The following is a 21,229-nucleotide window of genomic DNA, read 5'->3' on the forward strand; positions in this document are numbered from 1 at the left end:
GTCACATTCGCCGATTCATCACCTGTAGGGAGCTGTCATGGCCGAAGCCGATAACACCCAGCACATCGATTTAAACGCCCTTGAAGCCATGCTTGAAAGCGGCGTTTCACGTCCCGTGCGGCGACAGCTCAATAGCCTCAGCGGTGCCGACTGCGCGCACTTGCTCACTACCCTACCGCAGCGTCAACGTAATCTGTTGTGGCCGCTGATTGACGAAGACTTAAAGCCGGAAGTGCTCGCGCACTTGCCCGAAGACATTCGTCAGTACTACATCGCGCACATGGATGCCGACGAGCTGGCCGAGCTGATTGAAGAGCTCGACACCGACGACTTGGCCGACTTGCTGCAAGAGCTGCCCAAAGCCATCACCGCGCAAGTTTTACAGTCGCTCGAAGAAGAAGACCGTCAACGCGTCGAGCAAGTGATGGCCTTCGAGGAGGACAGCGCTGGCGGTTTGATGAACACCGACGTCATCAGCGTTCGCCCCACGCACACGCTGGACGTAGTACTGCGCTACCTGCGCCGGTTTGACGAGCTGCCACCGATGACCGACAGCCTGATGGTAATTAACCGTCAGGAAGACTTTATTGGCGTGCTGCCTCTGTCGCGGATTTTGATTTCCGACCCTGAGCTCAGTGTCCGCGAATTAATGGATACCGATGTCGAGGCCATCCCCGTCGACATGCCTTCGCACGAAGTAGCCGAGCTTTTCGCCCGTGACGACTTGGTATCGGCACCTGTGGTCAACGAGCACGGCAAGCTACTGGGCCGCATCACCATTGACGATGCCGTCGACGTTATGCGTGACGAAGCCGATCACTCACTGCTCGCCAGTGTTGGTCTGGATGAAGAAGAAGACACCTTCGCACCGGCCCGCAAAGCCGCCAAAGGCCGCGCCGTATGGCTGGGCATCAACCTGATCACCGCTTTTATTGCCTCCGCCGTGATTGGCTTGTTCGACGCCACCATCGAAAAAGTCGTCGCTTTGGCGATCCTAATGCCGGTCGTGGCCAGCATGGGCGGCATTGCCGGCAGTCAAACCCTGACCTTGATTATCCGCGGCATGGCCTTAGGCCAGATCAACCCCGGCAATGCCAGTTGGCTGCTACGCCGCGAGGTTATCGTCAGTTTGCTCAACGGCGTGCTGTGGGCGCTGGTGATTGCCGCCGTGGCGGTGGCTTGGTTTAAAGACCCGCTAATCGGCGTGATTATCGCCGCCGCCATTGTGATCAACCTGCTGGCGGCATCATTGGCCGGCGCATTGATTCCACAACTGCTGAAAAAGATGGATATCGACCCCGCCTTAGCCGGCGGCGTGATCCTAACCACAGTGACGGATGTGGTTGGTTTCATGGCCTTCTTGGGGCTGGCGACCGTTTTCTACGCCTAAGCAGTCAACCGTAACAAGGCGCCCTTGCCAATCACAAGGGCGCCTTTTTCATCGCCGTACAGGCTGAGACCGCGCTGGCTTAGCTCCCTGCCAGGGTCATCTGCTCAATCAAGATAGAGCCTGTGCGAATATTGCCGCGCGTGTCCACATCATTACCAATCGCGGCGACATTAGCGAAGATATCCCGCAAGTTGCCGGCAATGGTCACTTCTTGGACGGGGAACTGAATCTCGCCGTTTTCGACCCAATAGCCACCCGCGCCCCGCGAGTAGTCGCCGGTGACCATATTGACACCCTGCCCCATCAACTCAGTCACCAACAAACCGCGCCCCATTTGCTTGAGCAGCGCCTGCTGATCAGCATCGCCGTGACTAACAAACAAGTTATGCGCGCCACCGGCGTTGGCCGTGCTGGTCATCCCCAGCTTGCGGGCGGAATACACACTTAACAAATAAGACACCAACTCGCCGCCCTGCACAAAAGACTGCGCGCGCGTGGCCAAGCCGTCGTTATCGAAACTACTGCTGCCGAGCAGGCTAGGCAAATGTGGGCGCTCATCGATGTTGAGCCAATCAGGAAACAAGCGCTGCCCCAAAGCCCCTTCTAAAAACGAGCTTTTACGGTACAAATTGCCGCCCGAGATAGCTGCCAGAAAATGCCCTAACAGCCCTGCCGCCACTTCTGGTGCAAACAGCACTGGCACTTGCGCGGTAGGCACCGCACGAGCCCCCAAACGCGCCACGGTACGCTGTGCAGCTTTTTGCCCAATCGCTTGCGCACTTTGCAGGGCTTGCGACTGACGGTTGACGTCGTACCAATAGTCACGCTGCATTTGCCGCTCGCCATTCACATTGGCCTCGGCAATCATCACGCAACTCATACTGTGCCGCGTGCCTGCATAACCGCCAATAAACCCATGGCTGTTGCCATACACGCGGCAGCCTTGGAATAAATTAACGCTGGCGCCGTCAGAGTTGCTCAATCGAGGATCGACGGCAAAGGCTGCCTCCTCCATCTGCTGCGCTAATTCAATGGCTTGATCGGCGTGCAAATCCCACGCGTGGTACAGATCCAGATCCGGCAATTGCTGGGCCATCTGATTGGCATCAGCCAAGCCTGCACAAGGATCTTCTGAGGCATGCTTAGCAATCACCAGCGCCGCCTCAACGGCTTGCTTGATCGCGCTTGCCGAAGTGTCAGAGGTGCTCGCCGAGCCTTTGCGCTGCCCGCTATAAACAGTAATGGCAAAGCCCTGATCGCGGTTAAACTCCAGTGTTTCCACCTCACCTCGGCGCACATTGACCGCCAAACCTTGGTTAACCGACACCCCCACTTCACAGGCGGTGGCGCCTTGCTGCTTGGCCTGCGCCACAATCTCGGCGACCAAGCTTTGCAGGCGCGGTAGATCCTGCGGCCCTACACCCTGCGTCTCGGCAGCGTGTTCGGCGGTTTGTTGCTTATTCGACCCCATGTGTTCTCTCTCCACTGCGCGCGCGGGCTGCCTCGGCTATCATAGGCACCCAGCTTTTGGATTACCGCGCATGACTGACTATTACGACGAAGATTCCCAAGACAGCAAAAGCAAATCTCAGGTGAAACGTGAATTGCACGACCTGCAAGACTTGGGCGCGCGCTTGGTTGAGCTGGGGCCCAACGTGTGGCAGCGCCTGCCGTTGTCTGACGCCTTGCAGCGTGCCTTGGGCGAAGCGCCCAAGCACAAAGCCCACGCGGCGAAAAAACGCCACGTGCAATTTATCGGCAAGTTGCTGCGCGAGCAGGATCTGGACGAGGTATTCGCCACGCTGGAGCAGCTGGACAATGCCAGCCGCAGCTACAACGAACGTTTTCATGCCTTGGAGCGCTGGCGTGAACGCCTGCTCGAAGGCGAGGCTGCCTTGTCTGAGTTTCTCACTCAATACCCTGAGGCCGATCGTCAACAATTGCGCCAGATGATTCGTAACGCGCAAAAAGAAGCCGCCGAAAACAAGCCGCCAGCCACTAGCCGCAAGTTGTTCAAATACCTGCGCGAGCTGGATGAGCAGCAGCGCGGATTGCTCTAAGGCAACGGGGCTCCTGCTGGCGGCGGCACCGCCTGCGGGAGCCCACGGTTGACGATGCGCTAATGCGCTCAAGCCGTGCCGCCCACAGTGATCGCATCGAGCTTCAATGTCGGCTGACCTACACCGACAGGCACTGACTGACCGTCTTTTCCACACGTGCCGACACCGCTGTCCAGCTCAAGATCGGTACCGACCATGCTGATGCGATTCATCGCCTCGGGGCCATTGCCAATCAAGGTCGCGCCTTTGACCGGTGCGGTAATTTTCCCGTTCTCGATCAAATAAGCTTCGCTGGTGGAGAACACAAACTTACCGCTGGTGATATCCACCTGACCGCCACCGAGCGACTTGCAGTAAATCCCGTTTTTCACCGAGGCAATGATTTCTTCTGGATCATGCTCACCTGCAAGCATGTAGGTGTTGGTCATGCGCGGCATGGGCAAACAGGCGTAAGACTCGCGACGACCGTTACCGGTGGCCGCCACCCCCATCAAACGAGCATTCAGCTTGTCTTGCATGTAGCCCTTGAGAATGCCTTTCTCGATCAGCGGCGTGCACTGCGTTGGCGTACCTTCGTCATCACGCGTCAGCGAGCCGCGACGCTGCGCCAAGGTGCCGTCATCGACCACGCTGACCAACGGCGAAGCGACTTGCTGCCCCACGCGGCCACTGAACGCCGAGCTGCCTTTGCGGTTGAAGTCGCCTTCTAAGCCGTGTCCTACTGCTTCGTGCAGCAGCACGCCAGACCAGCCAGGTCCCATCACCACCGGCATACTGCCCGCCGGCGCGGGCTTGGCCTCAAGGTTAACCAACGCCTGACGCAACGCCTCACGGGCGTAACCCATGGCACGGTCTTCGCTCAAAAAGTAGCGGTAATCCACGCGACCGCCGCCGCCATGACCACCGCGTTCACGGCGGCCGTTTTGCTCAACAATCACGCTCACGTTAAAGCGCACCAACGGCCGCACATCGGCGGCCAAGGTGCCGTCGCTGGCCGCAATGAGGATTTGCTCCCACGTGCCGGCCAAGCTCACCGTCACTTGCTGAATACGAGGATCAAGACTGCGCGTGGCTTCATCAATGCGCTTAAGCAAAGCCACCTTATCCGCCTGACTGAGCACCTCTAGCGGATTATCCGCGGCATACAGCGCCGGTACGCTGGCCGCGGCGATCAGTTGCCCACGCGGCGTATCTTGCCCTGCGCGGCTAATGGAGCGCGCCGCATCAACCGCCTGCTCAAGTGCGGGCAAAGCGATGGCGTTGCTGTAAGCGAAGCCGGTTTTTTCACCGCTAATCGCGCGCACCCCGACGCCTTGATCGACGTTAAAGCTGCCCTCTTTGACAATACCGTCTTCCAGCACCCAGCTTTCACTGATGATGTGCTGGAAATACAAATCAGCGCCATCAACCCCCGGCGCCTGCAAACGCGCCAGCAAAGGGTTCAAGCGCTCAACATCCAGCTCACCCGGCGCCAGCAAACGCTCGGCCACGGGTAGCAACATATCCGTCATGGATAACTCCTAGAAAACATCATGAAAGACGACGATGCGTAGCCACCGGCATACGTTGTCGCATTGCCTGCTGCGCGGCCAAGTCAATCTCGGCCAGCAGGACACCGGAGCCTTGATGCTGCTCATTCAGCACCTGCCCCCAAGGATCGATAATGGCCGAGTGGCCAAACGTGTGGCGATTGGCGCTGTGCACGCCGCCCTGATTGGGGGCCAACACATAACATTGGGTTTCAATCGCCCGTGCGCGCGTCAGCACTTGCCAATGCGCGGCCCCCGTCACCGCGGTAAACGCCGACGGAATACAGATCAGCTCTGCGCCAGCCGCAGCCAGTTGGAGGTACAGCTCGGCAAAGCGCAGGTCATAGCACACCGACAACCCGACACGCCCGACCGGCGTTTGCGCCACGACGACACGATCACCGTGGGCATAATCATCGGATTCACGGTAACTACCGTGTTGGTCGGCCACATCGACATCGAACAAATGGATTTTGTCGTAACGCGCCACCACCTCGCCGTCGCTGTCGATCAACAAGCTAGCGGCGCAAGGCTTACCGGAGGTCGCGCCCTCAGGCAGCAGCGGTAACGTTCCTGCCACGAGCCAAATATCCAGCTCACGACAAATGCGTTTGAGCCACGGCACGATCATGCCTTCATCACCCGCTTCGGCAGCGGCGACACTCGCCAAATCACGTCGCCCCATCGTGGCGAAATTCTCGGGCAGCACCATGAGCTTGGCGCCTTGTTCCGCGCCCTGACGGAGCAACACTTCCGCATTGCGAAGGTTGGCCACGGTATCAGCGCCGCTGACCATTTGGATGACCGCGACCTGGCTCATGGCTTGTTCTTATCGATAAAAGGCTTCACAAACTTCACCTCGGGCTCTTGCCACGGCCCTGTGATTTGGTAGTTCACACTGGCTATTTTAGACAAGCGATCGCCCAGCAGTTTGTCGGCGATGTACAGCACGCCACCGATTTGTGGCGCCCCTGCCATCAACGCAGCCAGTGCGAGGTTATTGCTCACAGGCAGGGTGACTTGCATTTGCATGTCGACATGCTCGCGCGGCAGATCGATTTGGCCGTACAGATCCAAAAGCGCCGAGGTGCCATTGACCACCAGCGGTTTATCTTTACTCAGAGTCAGTATGCCGGTGTCGACGGCAATCTCGCCACGCAAGCGATCAAAGGCAAAACCTTTACCGAACAAGTCGCTGAAGTCGAGCTTCAAGCGGCGCGAAATGGAGCTGAAATTAAGCAGGCTAAACACGCGCAAAGCTTGGGTGCCGGACTCCACCTCCAAGAACGCGCCATTGCGCATGTCTAGCTTCAGCGCACCGCTGGAACGCTTCAAAGCCAAGAAGGCGGGTGAACCGGGCCAGGTTAGATTCGTCTCGAGTTTGAAAGACTCGGTGCGTAAGTTTTCGTGGTAATCCCAGTTTTTCAGCACATCGCCTAAGTTTTTACTCTTCAGCGTGCCTCGAAACTGCGTTTGCGTGCGGCCAGCCGCGCCAAGCCAGTCCAACTCGCCACCGACCTGCAGTCCGCGCAGGTCTGCCTTCAACTCACTGATACGTGCACCGCTGGGCACCGCACGTACACGCAGGCTGATCGCCCCTACGGGCTTACCGCCTAAATTCAGCTGTTTAAGGTCGAAATCCAGCGCTGGCAAATCTTCCGGAGACACACTCGCCAGCGGATCCTCCTGCGCCGGTGGTGCGTCGGGGTCTTGGGCCGGCAAATCCAGCCGAGCAATTCGTAGATCGAGCGGTTTATCCGGCTGAATCAGCAGTTCGCCTTGGGCTTGGGCGCTGTCGGCATTGATCGCCCAGCCTGCACCTTGCGCATTGGCCCCCAACTGCAACTGATCGAACTGCATACCACCGGCGAGTAATTGATCAACCCGTAGCTGCACGCGGCGCAACGGGTTTGCGCCAGCGGCAGCCGTGGCATCTTGACCGGCGCGCAAGCGCTCCACCACCGGGGACCACTGCGCCCAATCAATCGTTGCAAGATGACCACTAACCGCTAATCCATCCTGCGCAGGCAATTTGGCGTGCTCGCCACCCAGATTGATTTGGCCTCGTAACGGGCGACCCTCTTGCTGCACCAAGCGGGCGTAGACCTGTTCGGCATATTCCAGCCAAATCTGCCGATCTCGGCCGCCTAAACTCATTTTGAACAGTAGATCGCGCTCTTCGTCAGCGCCTTTGCCAAAGGGCGCAGGCAGCTGAACCGCCATCCCCTTGAGCCTACTTTGCACACTGATAAAGCTGTCTTGATCATTCAGGGCCAAAGTCAGGTGATACGGCAACGTACCTTGCAGCGGCAAAGGCTGCTTAATCCCCAGCCACAACGCCAGACTCTGCCACGGCAAGCTGCCACGGGCTTGCACGATTGAGCTGGCATCCCCTTGCGCGCCGGTGGCTTCGATCTTGGCGCTAAAGGGCTGTTTTAATACGCGCCCCGTTAAGGTGGGGCTACTGATACCGCGCTCGCTGTCGTACACCACCTGCCCGTTGACTGCTTCCAGCGTCAAAACTGGCTGCGGCAACTGCAACTTGGCGTCTTGCAGGTCCAGCCCAACTTTGATTTTGGCTGTCCCCGCGTTTTGAGCCAGCGGTAACGCCAGCTGCAAGTCAGCCTTAAGCGGCCCAAATAATTGCCAGCCTTGTAAGGCCTTGGCTGCTGGCGTAGGCGCTGTTTGCAATACCCGTAGCGCATGGGCCATTTGCCCACTGAGCTGCCCCTGCAACTGCAACACGGCCGATTGACCTGCAGCCGGTGCCAACACCTGCGCTTGCGCATCCTTGATGGCGACCTGAGCCAGTTCGGCCTGAGTCACGGCAACACGGGTATTGCCGTGTTCAAAGCGCACCCAACCCTCGGCTTGCGCCAAGGTGGGCCAGTCCGGGGCAAACGCAAGTTCTGCCTCCTGAACTTGTACTGAGAGCGCCAGTGCTCGCGCAGCAGACTCGCCACCGGCGTTAATGCGTCCTTGATAGGTAAAACCCACCTGCGGCGCGGCGCCGGCTTTCACCGCGCTGCTTAACCACGCACCTAACGTGTCAGAGACAATCGGCGCCTTGGGCACGTACTTCAGCGCCTGCAGCGCATCGCCATCACGCAAACCCACGCGCAAATCCAACCAATCTTCAGCATCCGCAGCCCACGCCAGATGGAGGTTAAGATCGCCGTTTAACTCGCCTTCCTCACCGCGCAACGCTAGGCGCGGACTACTCAGCAGCAAGCGCTCAGCATCCAATTGCCAGTCCAACCGTGCGCGGGCTTGGTGATACTGCCAAGGCTTGGCAAAAACCGTGTTTAGAAACAGGGTGAAATCATCACTTTCTAACCACAGGCTGCCTCCGGCGGCATTGCCAGTGACCAAGCCCGAGACACCCGCCAGCCCCGGCACCCCCTTGTAGGGTTTGAGCGCCACGGATTCGAGATTGGCCGAGAAACGCGCTTTATCGGCGAGCGCTTGGGCGCTGAGATTAAGGTCCAGATTGACGTTACGCAGCTTACCGCTGGGGGCTAACTGCGTGACCCAAGCATCTGCCGCCGCCGGCAAAGGCGCCCACGCGCGCAACAAACGAGCAATCAGATTCAGGTGCACGCGATTGGCTTGCAGGCGAATCAAGGCACTGGCGTCCATGCGATCGCCTTCGGCGCTCACTGCACCGCCGCTCCATACTTCGTCATCCAAGGTGAACGTCAGCGGGGTTATTTGTGCCCGCCAGCCTAGGCCCTGACGCGAGAAATCAGCCGCCAACTGCACGTTCTCAACCCGCCGCGCACTCTTGCCCGGTGCTGCCAAATTGATACTGTCGCCCTGCAGTCGCAAGGCCACACGCTGCGGTTGACCGGCTGCCCAGTCGAGCCAGAGTTCACTACCAAACTGAGCCTCATGCAGCTGCCAATCGCCAAGCAGGCGTTTAGGCACCCAACGTGACCAGTCACTGTTAGGCAGGCTTACATAGGCGCTGGCCGCCAAGCTTTCTAACTTGAGGGCTTTTAAGGAAGTGGATAAGGAAAAGCTCAGCGGCTGGCCATCCGGCAAATTCAAACGACCATGCAGTTGCTGACGACGCAAGCTCAGCTTAAGCCCCAGCGAGATGTTTTCTAACTGCATGGGCTCTGCATCGCGCAAGCGAATCAGTAATCGACTATCGAACACTTGTAGAGACTGCAGCTGATTCATGCGCGCCAGCAGCGCCTCGGTATCTAGATTCCCATTCCCTTTGGGCAACGTTAGCCCAGTCAGCTGCCACTGCCCATCCGGCATTTCTTGCAGGGTTAGATCCAGCTCGGCAATACCGATTTGCGCCAACACCGGCTGACGACTAAGCAGCGAATCCCACACGGCGGGCATAACGCGCAGACGCTTAAAACGCAGTTGCTCGGCACCCTCACCAAAGTGCACATCATTTAAGCGCACCACCGGTGCCCAGCCTTCCCAGTGGCCTGAAACCGCCCCAATGACTACCGGTGTTTTGAGCTGCTGACTGAGTAGCAACTCGAGGTCGTCGCGATACTCCGCCACTAAGGGGATGTATTGCCGGCCGAGGTTGACATACAAAGCCAGCAGCACGACCAACACGGCGGCTAAGGTCAAGCCGACGCGCAGGACACGTAACAGCCACTGCAAGAAACTAGACATGGGGGTCAATCCCGAATCGGTAATGTCGTGCGGTATGCGTGAGGGTATTACAGCAGAATCACGTCGTACTGCTCTTGCGAGTACAAGGTATCGACCTGAAAGGTGATCGTGCCGCCGATAAAGGTTTCAAGGTCGGCGACATTGCCCGACTCCTCATCCAGCAAGCGATCAACCACCCGCTGGCTGGCCAGCACCCGGTAAGCACACGCTTGATAAGCCCGCGATTCACGCATGATCTCGCGGAAGATCTCATAGCACACGGTTTCTGGCGTTTTCAGCATGCCGCGCCCTTGGCAGCTAGGACACGCTTCGCACAGCACTTGTTCCAAACTTTCGCGGGTACGCTTGCGGGTCATCTGCACCAGGCCGAGCTCGGTAATGCCGATGATGTTGGTTTTAGCGTGATCACGCTCGAGCAGCTTTTCCAACGTGCGCTGCACTTGGCGCTGATGCTCTTCATCTTCCATGTCGATGAAGTCAATGATGATGATGCCGCCCAAGTTGCGCAGGCGCAGTTGCCGTGCAATTGATGTAGCCGCTTCAAGATTGGTTTTGAAGATGGTCTCTTCCAGCGTGCGATGACCGACAAAACCACCGGTATTGACGTCGATGGTGGTCATGGCCTCGGTCTGATCGATGATCAAATAGCCACCGGACTTGAGCATGACCTTACGTTCCATGCCCTTTTGGATTTCATCTTCAACCCCGTACAGGTCAAAAATCGGCCGCTCACCGGGGTAATGTTCTAGCCGGTCGGCGGCCTCTGGCATCAACTCATCGACAAACTGGCTGACGCGTTGGAAGGTTTCGCGTGAATCAATGCGGATTTTTTCAATATGGGGATTAACCAAATCACGCAGGGTGCGCAGGGCTAGAGTCAAATCCTCATAAATCACCGATGGCGCAGTCGCCACCAGCATTTGCTGCGAAATTTGCTCCCACAAGCGGCGCAAATAACGAATATCCACCAGCAACTCGTCTTCACCCGCGCCTTCGGCGGCGGTACGCAAAATAAAGCCGCTTTCTTCACCAATGCCTTCTTGGGCCATGCACTGCATGACGACATTTTTCAGCCGCTCGCGCTCGGCTTCATCTTCGATTTTCAGGGAAATGCCAACGTGACTGGTTTGCGGCATATACACCAAGTAGCGCGAGGGGATCGACAAATGCGTGGTCAGGCGTGCGCCTTTAGTGCCGATCGGGTCTTTGGTGACTTGCACCACCAAACTCTGCCCTTCGCTGACCAAAGCGCTGATGTTGTCGCTGGTTTGGCCTTCTTGCGGGGTGATTTCTGAGGCATGAATAAACGCCGCACGCTCAAGCCCGATATCGATAAAGGCCGCCTGCATGCCGGGCAGCACGCGCACCACTTTGCCTTTGTAGATGTTGCCCACAATGCCGCGACGCTGGGTGCGCTCGACCAGCACCTCCTGCAACACGCCGTTTTCCACCACGGCAACCCGCGATTCCATAGGGGTAATGTTGAGGAGGATTTCTTCGCTCATGCTTGTGCTTCCTTGATCTGCCAACACGCGACGCCAAAGGCGCTGAGCATTGCTGCGGTTTCAGCCAACGGTAAACCCACGACGGCCGAGTAACTCCCGTGAATGGCTTGCACGAACACCGCGCCCAAGCCTTGAATAGCATAGCCGCCGGCTTTATCGCACGGCTCGCCAGTGTGCCAATACTGCGCTATTTCTGCCTCGCGCAGGGCTCTAAATTCCACATCACTGCACACTAATTGACTGCGCAGCGTCGTCTGATCGGCCACGGCGATGGCGCTTAGCACTTGGTGCCGCCTACCCGACAAGCGCAACAGCATAGCCCGAGCCTCAGCCTGATCGGCGGGTTTACCCAGGATCAAACCATCGACAATCACCGAGGTATCGGCGGCCAATACGCAGCGTGTGTCACCGGCCGGCAACTGGGCTAACACGGCGCGCGCTTTCTCTTGCGCCATGCGCTCTACGTACTGCTCGGCAGACTCGTTGTGGCGCGGGGTTTCATCGATATGCGGCGCCAATACAGAAAAAGGCACGCCAATTTGCGTCAGCAGCTCCTGACGTCTCGGTGAGCTTGAGGCCAACACCAGTGCCGGCATCAGTTCACCGCAAAACGGCGCTTAACGCCGCTGAGCAAACCGTACACCCATGGCCACACCAACACACTCACGGCAGCCGGCAGTAAGAACAACAATGTCGGCGGACGATTGCCCACCAAGGCATTGAGCCACAGCTGCAGCAATTGACTGATACCGAGCAGCATCAACAAAATCAGCGCCTGCTGCCATACTGGGAACATGCGTAAGCGCTGGTGCAAAAGCAGCACTAAGAAAGCTAACACCACCAAACACAGGGCGCCCTGCCCAAGCAGCTGGCCATACAACACGTCTTCACACAGCCCCAGCAACCAAGCCGTGGTCATGCCGACCTTATGCGGGGTTTGTAGGCACCAAAACACCAACACCAGCGCCGGCCACAACGGGCGCACCAGTTCGAGGCTTTTCGGCATCGGCGCCACGCTAAGCAGCAAGGCAACTGCCAAACTTAGCCACACCACCCAGCCATTGTTTGCTTTAACACCAGCCATCAGTTGTCCTCCGGAGCGGGCGCGGGAGTGGCTTCAGCACTCACAGGCGATGCTGACGCTGACTCGGCCTCATCTTGATCGGCCTTGTGTTGTGCCTCGCCGGCCTTTTCTGCGCGTTCTTCACTGCTCAGGCCGTCGCTAAACACCAACAACAAATAGCGACTGCGGTTTAACTTAGCCGTAGGCTCAGCGCGCACCACCGCAAACGGCTGACCCGAGTCGTGAATCACCTCGGTGACCAGCGCCACTGGATAACCGGCGGGAAAGCGCTGCCCCAAGCCTGAACTGACCAGCAAGTCGCCTTCGCGCACATCGGCGGTATCGGCAATGTGGCGCAACTCTAAGCGCTCGGGATTACCCGTGCCCATGGCAATGGCGCGCAAACTATTCCGGTTCACCTGCACCGGAATGTTGTGACTGCTGTCGGTGATCAGCAGTACTCGGGCGGTGTAAGGCATAACCTCCACCACTTGCCCCATCAAACCGCTGGCATCCAGCACGGGCTGACCAAGAAATACGCCATCTTGACCGCCTTTATTAATCAGCAAGCGGTGGGTAAAGGGGTTCGGGTCGACACCGATCAGCTCAGCCACCAATACGCGCTCGTCGACTAATTCGGCGGAGTTCAACAGCTCACGCAAGCGCACGTTTTGCTCAGTCAGCGAGGCCAGCTTTTGCAAACGCCGCTGCATCAACAGCGCTTCGGCCTTCAAGCGTTCGTTCTCAGCCAGCATTTCGCTGCGGCTATTGAACTGCTCGGTGACGCTATTCCATGTGCGCACGGGCAAATCTGCCAGCCAATAAAACGGGGTCAGTACCAACGCCATTTGTTGACGGGCCGGTTTAAGCGCATCGAAACGAGCATCCACCACCATCAAGGCGACAGACAAAAACGCAAACGCGAGCAATCGCGTGGTGAGCGCTGGCCCTTTGCTGAACAGTGGCTTAATGGCGAAATCTCCACAGGTAAAAAGTCAAAAGCCACAAGGGGCGTGAAGCTAAGTTCACGCGCCGCTTGTGGCTTGTAGAACGGGCGCGGCGCGCTTATTCGGTAGACAGCAAGTCCATCGAGTGCTTGTCCATCAGCTCTAGCGCCTTACCGCCGCCACGCGCAACACAGGTCAGCGGGTCTTCGGCAACGATCACCGGCAGGCCGGTTTCTTGTGCCAACAGCTTGTCCAGGTCACGCAGCAGCGCGCCACCACCGGTCAACACCAAACCGCGCTCGGCGATATCGGAGGCCAGCTCAGGCGGTGATTGCTCCAGCGCACTCTTCACCGCTTGCACGATGGTCGCCAGCGACTCTTGCAGCGCTTCGAGCACTTCATTGGAGTTCAAGGTAAAGCTGCGCGGTACGCCTTCAGCCAAGTTACGGCCACGTACGTCGATTTCACGCACTTCGCCACCGGGGAACGCGGCACCGATTTCTTGCTTGATGCGCTCAGCGGTCGATTCACCGATCAGCGAACCGTAGTTACGGCGCACGTACGTGACGATGGCTTCATCGAAGCGGTCGCCGCCGACGCGGACAGATTCGGCATACACCACGCCGTTCAGCGAGATCAGGGCGATTTCCGTGGTACCACCACCGATATCCACCACCATCGAGCCACGCGCTTCTTCTACCGGCAAGCCGGCACCGATGGCCGCCGCCATGGGCTCTTCAATCAAGAACACTTCACGCGCGCCAGCACCCAGGGCCGATTCACGAATCGCGCGACGCTCGACCTGTGTGCTTTTGCACGGCACGCAGATCAATACGCGCGGCGAAGGCTGCAGAAAGCTGTTTTCATGCACTTTATTGATGAAGTACTGCAGCATTTTCTCGCACACGCTGAAGTCGGCAATAACGCCGTCTTTCATCGGGCGGATAGCAGAAATATTGCCTGGGGTACGGCCCAGCATGCGCTTGGCATCAGTGCCCACGGCGACCACGCTTTTTTGCGTGCCGTGGTTGCGGATCGCCACGACGGACGGCTCATTGAGCACAATACCGCGGTCACGAACATAGATCAGGGTGTTAGCGGTGCCCAAGTCGATCGAGAGATCGCTGGAGAACATGCCGCGAATTTTCTTAAAAATCATGCTGAAGGCTACCGTAGGCGGTGCGAAAAAAAGTGCCGCAAACTCTAACAACGGCGGGGTTTTTGGGCAAGGCACCAATATGTTAAATTCACCGGCTTTGCGGGCTTTGCCCCTTGTCTTTGGCCTTTTTTTGACGGTCTCACCAAAGCTCGGCGGTTGTTAACCATAACCGCCCAGATCGCTGGAGTATCACCCAAGATGGCGCTACAACGCACCGACGTGGAAAAAATCGCCCACTTAGCCCGCCTCGGCTTAGGCGAGGAAGAGCTGGCCTCCACCACCGAAACACTCAATAACATTCTCGGCCTGATTGACGCCATGCAAGCGGTTGATACCACCGGTATCGAGCCCCTGGCGCACCCGCTAGAGGCCACCCAGCGCCTGCGCGAGGATGTGGTGAGCGAGCAAAACCAGCGTGATGCTTACCAAGCTATCGCTCCGGCGGTGGAGCAAGGCCTGTACCTCGTACCGAAGGTGATCGACTGATGGATCTGCATACCTTAACCCTACGCCAGATTGGTGACGGCCTGCGCGACAAGCAGTTCTCTGCCGAAGAACTGACCCGCACCTTGCTCGCCCGCATCAAGCAACAGAACAGTCGCACCAATGCTTTTATTACCGTCACCGGCGAGTCTGCGCTGGAGCAAGCGCGCGCCGCCGATGCCCGCCGCGCCAACGGTGAAAACGGCGCACTGCTTGGCGCGCCAATCGCCCACAAAGACTTGTTCTGCACCCAAGGCGTGCGCACCAGTTGCGGCTCGAAAATGCTCGACAACTTTATCGCCCCCTACAACGCCACCGCAGTCGAAAAACTCGCCAACGCCGGCTGCGTTAGCTTGGGTAAAACCAACATGGACGAGTTCGCCATGGGCTCATCCAACGCCTCCAGTTATTACGGCGCGGTGCACAACCCCTGGCAACTGGACTGCATCCCCGGCGGCTCCTCCGGCGGCTCTGCGGCGGCGATTGCCGCGCGCATGGTGCCCGCGGCCACCGGCACGGACACCGGCGGCTCGATTCGCCAGCCGGCCGCGCTGTGCGGCCTGACTGGCCTTAAGCCAACCTACGGCCGTGTATCGCGCTGGGGCATGGTGGCGTATGCCTCCAGCCTCGACCAAGGTGGCCCGATGGCACGTGACGCCTATGATTGCGCGCTGCTACTGGGCGCCATGGCCGGCTTTGACCCCAAAGACTCCACCTGCGTGGATCAGCCGGTCGACGATTACCTCGCCCAGCTCGATCAGCCCCTCAAAGGTCTGAAAATCGGCTTGCCGAAAGAGTATTTTGGCGGCGGCCTCGACAGCCGTATCGGCACCGCGACCCATGCCGCCGTGGCAGAGCTAGAAAAGCTCGGCGCCAGCGTTAAAGAAATCAGCCTGCCCAACCTGCAGCACGCCATTGCCGCGTACTACGTGATCGCGCCGGCGGAGGCTTCGTCCAACCTGTCGCGCTTTGATGGCGTGCGCTATGGCCACCGCTGCGACAACCCCAGCGACTTGAGCGATCTGTACAAGCGTTCGCGTAGCGAAGGCTTTGGCAGCGAAGTCAAACGCCGCATCATGGTCGGCACCTATGCGCTGTCCGCCGGCTACTACGACGCCTACTACATCAAAGCACAACAAATTCGTCGTCTGATCAAAAACGACTTTATCGCCGCGTTCAAAGAGGTCGATGTGATCATGGGCCCCACCACCCCCAACCCTGCGTGGGCTCTGGGCGCCAAGGGCAACGATCCTGTCGCCGAATATCTGGAAGACATCTACACCATCACCGCCAACCTCGCAGGGCTACCCGGCATTTCCATGCCCGCAGGCTTTGTCGATGGCTTGCCGGTGGGCGTGCAGTTGCTTGCCCCCTACTTCCAAGAAGGCCGCCTGTTGAATATTGCGCACCAATATCAACAAGTGACTGACTGGCACCTACAAGCCCCCACCGGATTCTGAGGAAGCACCACATGCAATGGGAAACCGTGATCGGGCTGGAAATTCACGCACAGCTCGCCACCCAATCGAAGATTTTTTCCGGCAGCGCCACCACCTTTGGTGCCGACGCCAACACCCAAGCCAGCCTGGTTGACTTGGCCATGCCCGGCACCTTGCCGGTGCTGAACAAAACCGCCGTGGAAATGGCGCTGAAGTTTGGCTTGGCCATCGATGCCGAACTGGGCATGACCAACATCTTCGCGCGTAAGAACTACTTCTACCCTGATCTCCCCAAGGGCTACCAGACCAGCCAAATGGACGACCCTGTGGTCGGCAAAGGTCATCTGGACATCACCTTGGAAGATGGCACCGTCAAGCGCATCGGCATCACCCGCGCGCACTTAGAAGAAGACGCCGGCAAAAGCCTGCACGAAGACTTCCACGGCATGAGCGGCATCGACTTAAACCGCGCCGGCACACCGCTGCTAGAAATCGTCTCCGAGCCGGATATCCGCTCGGCCAAAGAGGCGGTCGCCTACGTGAAAGCGATTCACGCACTGGTGCGCTACTTAGGCATTTGCGACGGCAACATGGCCGAAGGCTCGCTGCGCTGCGACTGCAACGTCTCGGTACGCCCCAAAGGCCAAGCCGAGTTCGGCACCCGCGCCGAGATCAAGAACGTTAACTCGTTCCGCTTTATCGAAAAGGCCATCAACCACGAAGTACAACGCCAAATCGAGCTGATCGAAGACGGCGGCAAAGTGGTGCAGGAAACCCGTCTGTACGACCCCAACAAAGACCAGACCCGCTCAATGCGCAGCAAGGAAGAAGCCAACGACTACCGTTACTTCCCCTGCCCTGATTTGCTGCCGGTGGTGCTCGACCCCGCCACGATCGAGCAACTGCGCGGCGAGCTGCCTGAGCTGCCACCACAAAAGTGCGCACGTTTCCAAAGCGCCTATGGCCTCTCGGCTTACGATGCCAGCGTGCTGTCAGCCAGCCGCGAATTGGCTGACTACTTCGAGGCGGTCAATCAGGTGTGTAACGACGCCAAATTAGCGGCCAACTGGGTCATGGGTGAGCTGTCCAGCTTGCTCAATAAAGACAACCTCGACATCGAGCAATCACCGGTTAGCGCCGCGCAACTGGGCGGCATGCTCCTGCGCATCCAAGACAACACCATCAGCGGCAAAATCGCCAAGATGGTGTTTGAAGCGATGGCCGCCGGCGAAGGCGATGCCGACCAGATCATCGAGAGCAAAGGCCTCAAGCAAGTCACTGATAGTGGCGCCATTGAAAGCATGCTCGATGACGTCTTAGCGGCCAATGCCGAGCAAGTACAGCAATACCGCGACAGCGATGAAGCCAAGCGCGGCAAAATGTTTGGCTTCTTCGTGGGCCAAGCCATGCGTGCCTCCAAAGGCAAAGCCAACCCACAACAAGTGAACGAATTACTGAAAAAGAAACTCGAAGGCTGATGCAACAGAGCCCAGCCCACCCGGCTGGGCTCTGAATTTGCGGCCCACCACGCCGCGCCTACTTGAGATTTTCCATGACCGTTGCAAGCAGTATCAGCTGGTTTGAAGCCGCCCTTCTGGGCCTGATTCAAGGCCTGACCGAATTTTTACCGATTTCCTCCAGCGCTCATCTGCGCCTACTAGGCCCTATGCTGCCTTCGGGTGCAGACCCCGGCGCTGCCTTCACCGCCATCACGCAGATTGGTACCGAGTTAGCCGTACTGATCTACTTTCGCCATGATATTTGGCGCATCGCCAACGCGTGGCTGCGCTCTTTAGGGCAACGCCAGCAAGCCCTTGAGCCCGATGCACGCATGGGCTGGCTGGTGATCTTGGGCAGTTTGCCGATCGGCATCTTGGGCCTGTTATTCCAAGACGCCATCGAAACCTATCTGCGCAATCTGTACCTCACCGCGATCATGCTGATTGTGTTCGGCATTCTGCTGGGCATTGCCGATCGCTACGCGCCACAACGCAAGCCTCTCGCCAAGCTGACATGGCGCGACGGCATTGTGTTTGGCTTTGCCCAAGCCATGGCCCTGATACCCGGCGTATCCCGCTCTGGCGGCACCATCACCGCCGGGTTAATCATGGGTTATACCCGTGAGGCTGCCGCACGCTATTCGTTTTTGCTCGCCGTGCCGGCAGTGTTTGCCTCCGGCCTGTACCAGCTTTACAAAAGCTGGGGCGTTGATGGCCCCGTCGCCGCAGGGCCTACCGCGCTGGCCACGGTAATTGCCTTTGCCGTCGGCTACGGCGTGATCGTGCTGTTCTTGCGCATTGTCAGTAGCCGTGGCTTCTGGCCTTTCGTGCTTTATCGCGTGGTCTTAGGCAGCTTCATTTTGGTGCTTCTCAGCGCCGGCGTACTGCAGCCGCTATAGTCATAGCGCCGCGATACTTGCTTGACGACTGGTATTGCGGCGGCACCGGCAAACAAATGCAGGTCATCACGCTGAGCCTGCAACAGCAACAGGTAAAGCCAATAGGCAAAACTAATAGGCGCCATGCAGGCAATCGAATACACACATCAAGCCACTCAGCGCTACCTTAACGACAAGCAGCGGATAACGCGGTCAACGTCGTAGAGCCTTTGGTCAGCCCCCAATAACGGGCCCACCCGGGACTCAGTTGTTTCAAACCTTACCCCGCCTCTCTGCTGCGCCCTGCACCGCAATCTCGCCAGAGAGGAGTCGATCATGTCCAGTAGCTCAAAATGTCCCTTTGCCCATCAGCAAGGCTCACGCACCAGCGCCAAGCCCCAATCCAATGAAGCCTGGTGGCCCGAGCGCTTAAACCTAAAGATGCTGCATCAACACTCGGCCAAATCTAACCCGATGGACGAGCACTTTGATTACGCCGAGGCCTTTAACAGCCTCGACTACACCGCATTGAAGCAAGACTTGTACGCCCTGATGACCGACTCACAAGACTGGTGGCCGGCCGATTGGGGGCACTACGGCGGCTTGTTTATTCGCATGGCATGGCACAGCGCCGGCACCTACCGCAGCTTTGACGGGCGCGGCGGTGCTAACACCGGCAACCAGCGTTTTGCCCCCATCAACAGCTGGCCCGACAACGGCAACCTCGACAAAGCCCGCCGCTTACTGTGGCCAATTAAGCAAAAATACGGCAACCAGATCAGCTGGGCCGACCTGATGATCTTGGCCGGCAACTGCGCGTTGGAGTCCATGGGTTTGAAAACCTTTGGCTTCGGCGGCGGTCGAGTCGACATCTGGGAGCCCGAAGATGACATCTACTGGGGCCAAGAAGCCACCTGGCTGGGCGATCAACGCTATGCCGGCGAGCGCGAACTTGAGCCGTCATTAGCGGCCGTACAAATGGGCCTGATCTACGTCAACCCAGAAGGCCCCAACGGCAACCCTGACCCCGTCGCCTCTGGCCGCGATGTGCGCGATACCTTTGCGCGCATGGGCATGAATGACGAAGAAACCGTGGCGTTAGTCGCCGGTGGTCATACCTTTGGCAAAGCCCACGGCGCGGGCGATCCCGCCTTAGTCGGCCGCGAGCCAGAAGGCGCGGCACTCGAAGAAGCCGGCCTCGGCTGGAAGAACGCCTTCGGCAGCGGCAAAGGCGTGCATACCACCACCAGCGGCATTGAAGGCGCATGGAAACCCAACCCCACCCAGTGGGATAACGGCTACTTCGACATGCTGTTTGGCTATGAGTGGGAGCTGAGCAAAAGCCCCGCCGGCGCGCACCAGTGGACCCCCAAAAACTGCAAGCCCGAACACCTGATCCCAGACGCGCACGACGCCAGCCAACAGCACCCGCCGATGATGACCACCGCAGATTTGTCACTGCGGATGGACCCCGCCTTCGAGGCGATCTCGCGGCGCTTCCATCAAGACCCGCAAGCCTTTGCCGACGCCTTTGCGCGTGCTTGGTTCAAGCTAACGCACCGCGACATGGGGCCGCGAGCGCGCTACTTAGGCCCTGAAGTGCCTAGCGAAGTCTTAGTCTGGCAAGACCCACTGCCGAACGCAGCCAGCACGGCCTTGAGCTCGGATGACATCGCGGCTTTAAAGCGTGAGTTGCTCGCCAGCGGCTTATCCACCGCCGAGTTAGTGCGCACCGCATGGGCATCCGCATCGACCTTCCGTGGCTCGGACATGCGCGGCGGTGCCAACGGCGCGCGCCTTCGCTTAGCGCCGCAAAAAGACTGGGCGGTCAATCGCCCCGCCGAACTGAGCAAGGTCTTAGCCACACTTGAAGCCCTGCAACAGCGCTTTAACCAGCGCGACGCGCAAGCCGCCCAAGTGTCGCTGGCCGACTTGATCGTGCTCGGCGGTGTGGCGGCGATTGAACACGCCGCCCAGCAAGCCGGCCACGTGATCGAAGTGCCCTTCACACCTGGGCGTGTGGATGCCAGCCAAGCGCAAACCGATGCCGAGTCGTTTGCGGTGCTTGAGCCCAAAGCCGATGGCTTCCGCAACTATCAGGCAGCCGCAATGCCCGCACCGGCCGAGCACCTGTTACTGGATCGCGCCCAGCTGCTCACCCTCACCGCGCCGGAAATGACCGTGCTGATCGGCGGTCTGCGCGCTCTCGGCGCCAACAGCGAAGACCACGGCCATGGCCTTCTCACTGCAAGCACCGGCGTGCTGAACAATGCCTTCTTCGTCAACCTGCTGGACATGCGTACCGAATGGCGCGCTAGCAGCACCCCCGGCCTGTACCACGGCGTAGACCGCCACAGCGGTGACACACGCTGGAGCGCCACCCGCGCCGACTTAGTGTTTGCCTCTAACTCGGAGCTGCGCGCGCTAGCCGAGGTGTATGCCAGCCACGGCAACGAAGGCAAGTTTGTCGCCGACTTCATCAAAGCGTGGCACAAGGTCATGCAACTCGATCGCTTCGACCTGTAAGCGACTCACGCAAGCCCCGCGCCGCTGTTTACAACGGCGCGGGGCTTGCGTCTTTGGCCCGACGCTTGAGAAAAGCGCAGCGCCTGCGGACAATGAGCTCCTCATAC

16 protein-coding genes are annotated in these 21,229 nt (G+C 58.7%); 7 read left to right on the forward strand and 9 right to left on the reverse strand.

Annotated elements, in window-relative coordinates; all coding sequences use genetic code 11:
* Nucleotides 1-37: 37 nt before the first annotated feature.
* Nucleotides 38-1,390 carry a magnesium transporter gene (mgtE, locus tag MKI83_RS11835; RefSeq protein ID WP_241586441.1) on the forward strand — a complete coding sequence of 451 codons (1,353 nt, stop codon included), beginning with the start codon at nt 38-40 and terminating at the stop codon, nt 1,388-1,390.
* Between the two features lie 79 nt (nt 1,391-1,469).
* Here mgtE and pmbA read toward each other — a convergent pair whose 3' ends face one another.
* A complete protein-coding gene (pmbA, locus tag MKI83_RS11840) occupies nt 1,470-2,861 on the reverse strand; it encodes a metalloprotease PmbA (RefSeq protein WP_241586443.1) in 1,392 nt (463 codons plus the stop codon).
* Between the two features lie 70 nt (nt 2,862-2,931).
* Between pmbA and yjgA the strand changes: the two genes are divergently transcribed.
* A complete protein-coding gene (gene yjgA, locus MKI83_RS11845) occupies nt 2,932-3,450 on the forward strand; it encodes a ribosome biogenesis factor YjgA (protein WP_241586445.1) in 519 nt (172 codons plus the stop codon).
* 68 nt (nt 3,451-3,518) lie between these two features.
* On the opposite strand, the gene tldD is transcribed toward yjgA, so the two are convergent.
* The 8 genes from tldD to mreB form a co-directional block, all read right to left on the reverse strand.
* A complete protein-coding gene (gene tldD, locus MKI83_RS11850) occupies nt 3,519-4,961 on the reverse strand; it encodes a metalloprotease TldD (RefSeq protein WP_241586455.1) in 1,443 nt (480 codons plus the stop codon).
* Between the two features lie 19 nt (nt 4,962-4,980).
* The gene (locus MKI83_RS11855; RefSeq protein WP_241586457.1) at nt 4,981-5,799 is read right to left on the reverse strand and encodes a carbon-nitrogen hydrolase family protein; all 819 of its coding nucleotides are present in this window, start codon (nt 5,797-5,799) and stop codon (nt 4,981-4,983) included.
* Nucleotides 5,796-9,623 (reverse strand): YhdP family protein, encoded by a 3,828-nt coding sequence (locus tag MKI83_RS11860; protein WP_241586460.1) that lies wholly within the window; start codon nt 9,621-9,623, stop codon nt 5,796-5,798. The genes MKI83_RS11855 and MKI83_RS11860 overlap by 4 nt, the downstream gene beginning before the upstream one ends.
* Before the next feature lie 47 nt (nt 9,624-9,670).
* The gene (gene rng, locus MKI83_RS11865; protein WP_241586470.1) at nt 9,671-11,128 is read right to left on the reverse strand and encodes a ribonuclease G; all 1,458 of its coding nucleotides are present in this window, start codon (nt 11,126-11,128) and stop codon (nt 9,671-9,673) included.
* Nucleotides 11,125-11,724: a Maf family protein gene (locus MKI83_RS11870; protein ID WP_241586472.1), complete on the reverse strand. Its 600-nt coding sequence runs from the start codon at nt 11,722-11,724 to the stop codon at nt 11,125-11,127. The genes rng and MKI83_RS11870 overlap by 4 nt, the downstream gene beginning before the upstream one ends.
* Nucleotides 11,724-12,212, reverse strand: coding sequence for a rod shape-determining protein MreD (gene mreD / locus MKI83_RS11875; RefSeq protein ID WP_241586475.1), 489 nt, complete (start codon nt 12,210-12,212; stop codon nt 11,724-11,726). Before mreD ends, MKI83_RS11870 begins: the two co-directional genes overlap by 1 nt.
* Nucleotides 12,212-13,162, reverse strand: a complete 951-nt coding sequence (gene mreC / locus MKI83_RS11880) for a rod shape-determining protein MreC (RefSeq protein WP_370867394.1) — start codon at nt 13,160-13,162, stop codon at nt 12,212-12,214. The genes mreD and mreC overlap by 1 nt, the downstream gene beginning before the upstream one ends.
* A 94-nt stretch (nt 13,163-13,256) precedes the next feature.
* Nucleotides 13,257-14,294 carry a rod shape-determining protein MreB gene (gene mreB, locus MKI83_RS11885; protein ID WP_241587061.1) on the reverse strand — a complete coding sequence of 346 codons (1,038 nt, stop codon included), beginning with the start codon at nt 14,292-14,294 and terminating at the stop codon, nt 13,257-13,259.
* Nucleotides 14,295-14,495: 201 nt separating this feature from the next.
* On the opposite strand from mreB, the gene gatC reads away from it, so the two are divergent.
* The 5 genes from gatC (at nt 14,496) to katG (ending at nt 21,122) form a co-directional block, all read left to right on the forward strand.
* Nucleotides 14,496-14,783 carry an Asp-tRNA(Asn)/Glu-tRNA(Gln) amidotransferase subunit GatC gene (gatC, locus tag MKI83_RS11890; RefSeq protein WP_241586479.1) on the forward strand — a complete coding sequence of 96 codons (288 nt, stop codon included), beginning with the start codon at nt 14,496-14,498 and terminating at the stop codon, nt 14,781-14,783.
* Nucleotides 14,783-16,240, forward strand: coding sequence for an Asp-tRNA(Asn)/Glu-tRNA(Gln) amidotransferase subunit GatA (gene gatA / locus MKI83_RS11895; RefSeq protein WP_241586481.1), 1,458 nt, complete (start codon nt 14,783-14,785; stop codon nt 16,238-16,240). Before gatC ends, gatA begins: the two co-directional genes overlap by 1 nt.
* An 11-nt stretch (nt 16,241-16,251) precedes the next feature.
* Nucleotides 16,252-17,697, forward strand: coding sequence for an Asp-tRNA(Asn)/Glu-tRNA(Gln) amidotransferase subunit GatB (gatB, locus tag MKI83_RS11900; RefSeq protein ID WP_241586483.1), 1,446 nt, complete (start codon nt 16,252-16,254; stop codon nt 17,695-17,697).
* A gap of 74 nt (nt 17,698-17,771) precedes the next feature.
* Entirely contained in the window at nt 17,772-18,617 is an 846-nt protein-coding gene (locus MKI83_RS11905) for an undecaprenyl-diphosphate phosphatase (RefSeq protein ID WP_241586486.1), read from the forward strand.
* 315 nt (nt 18,618-18,932) lie between these two features.
* On the forward strand, nt 18,933-21,122 hold the full coding sequence (gene katG, locus MKI83_RS11910; protein WP_241586500.1) for a catalase/peroxidase HPI: 2,190 nt from the start codon (nt 18,933-18,935) through the stop codon (nt 21,120-21,122).
* The last annotated feature ends 107 nt before the right edge of the window (nt 21,123-21,229 follow it).

Origin of the sequence: Atopomonas sediminilitoris (assembly GCF_022601735.1) — a bacterium.
Taxonomy (GTDB): domain Bacteria; phylum Pseudomonadota; class Gammaproteobacteria; order Pseudomonadales; family Pseudomonadaceae; genus Atopomonas; species Atopomonas sediminilitoris.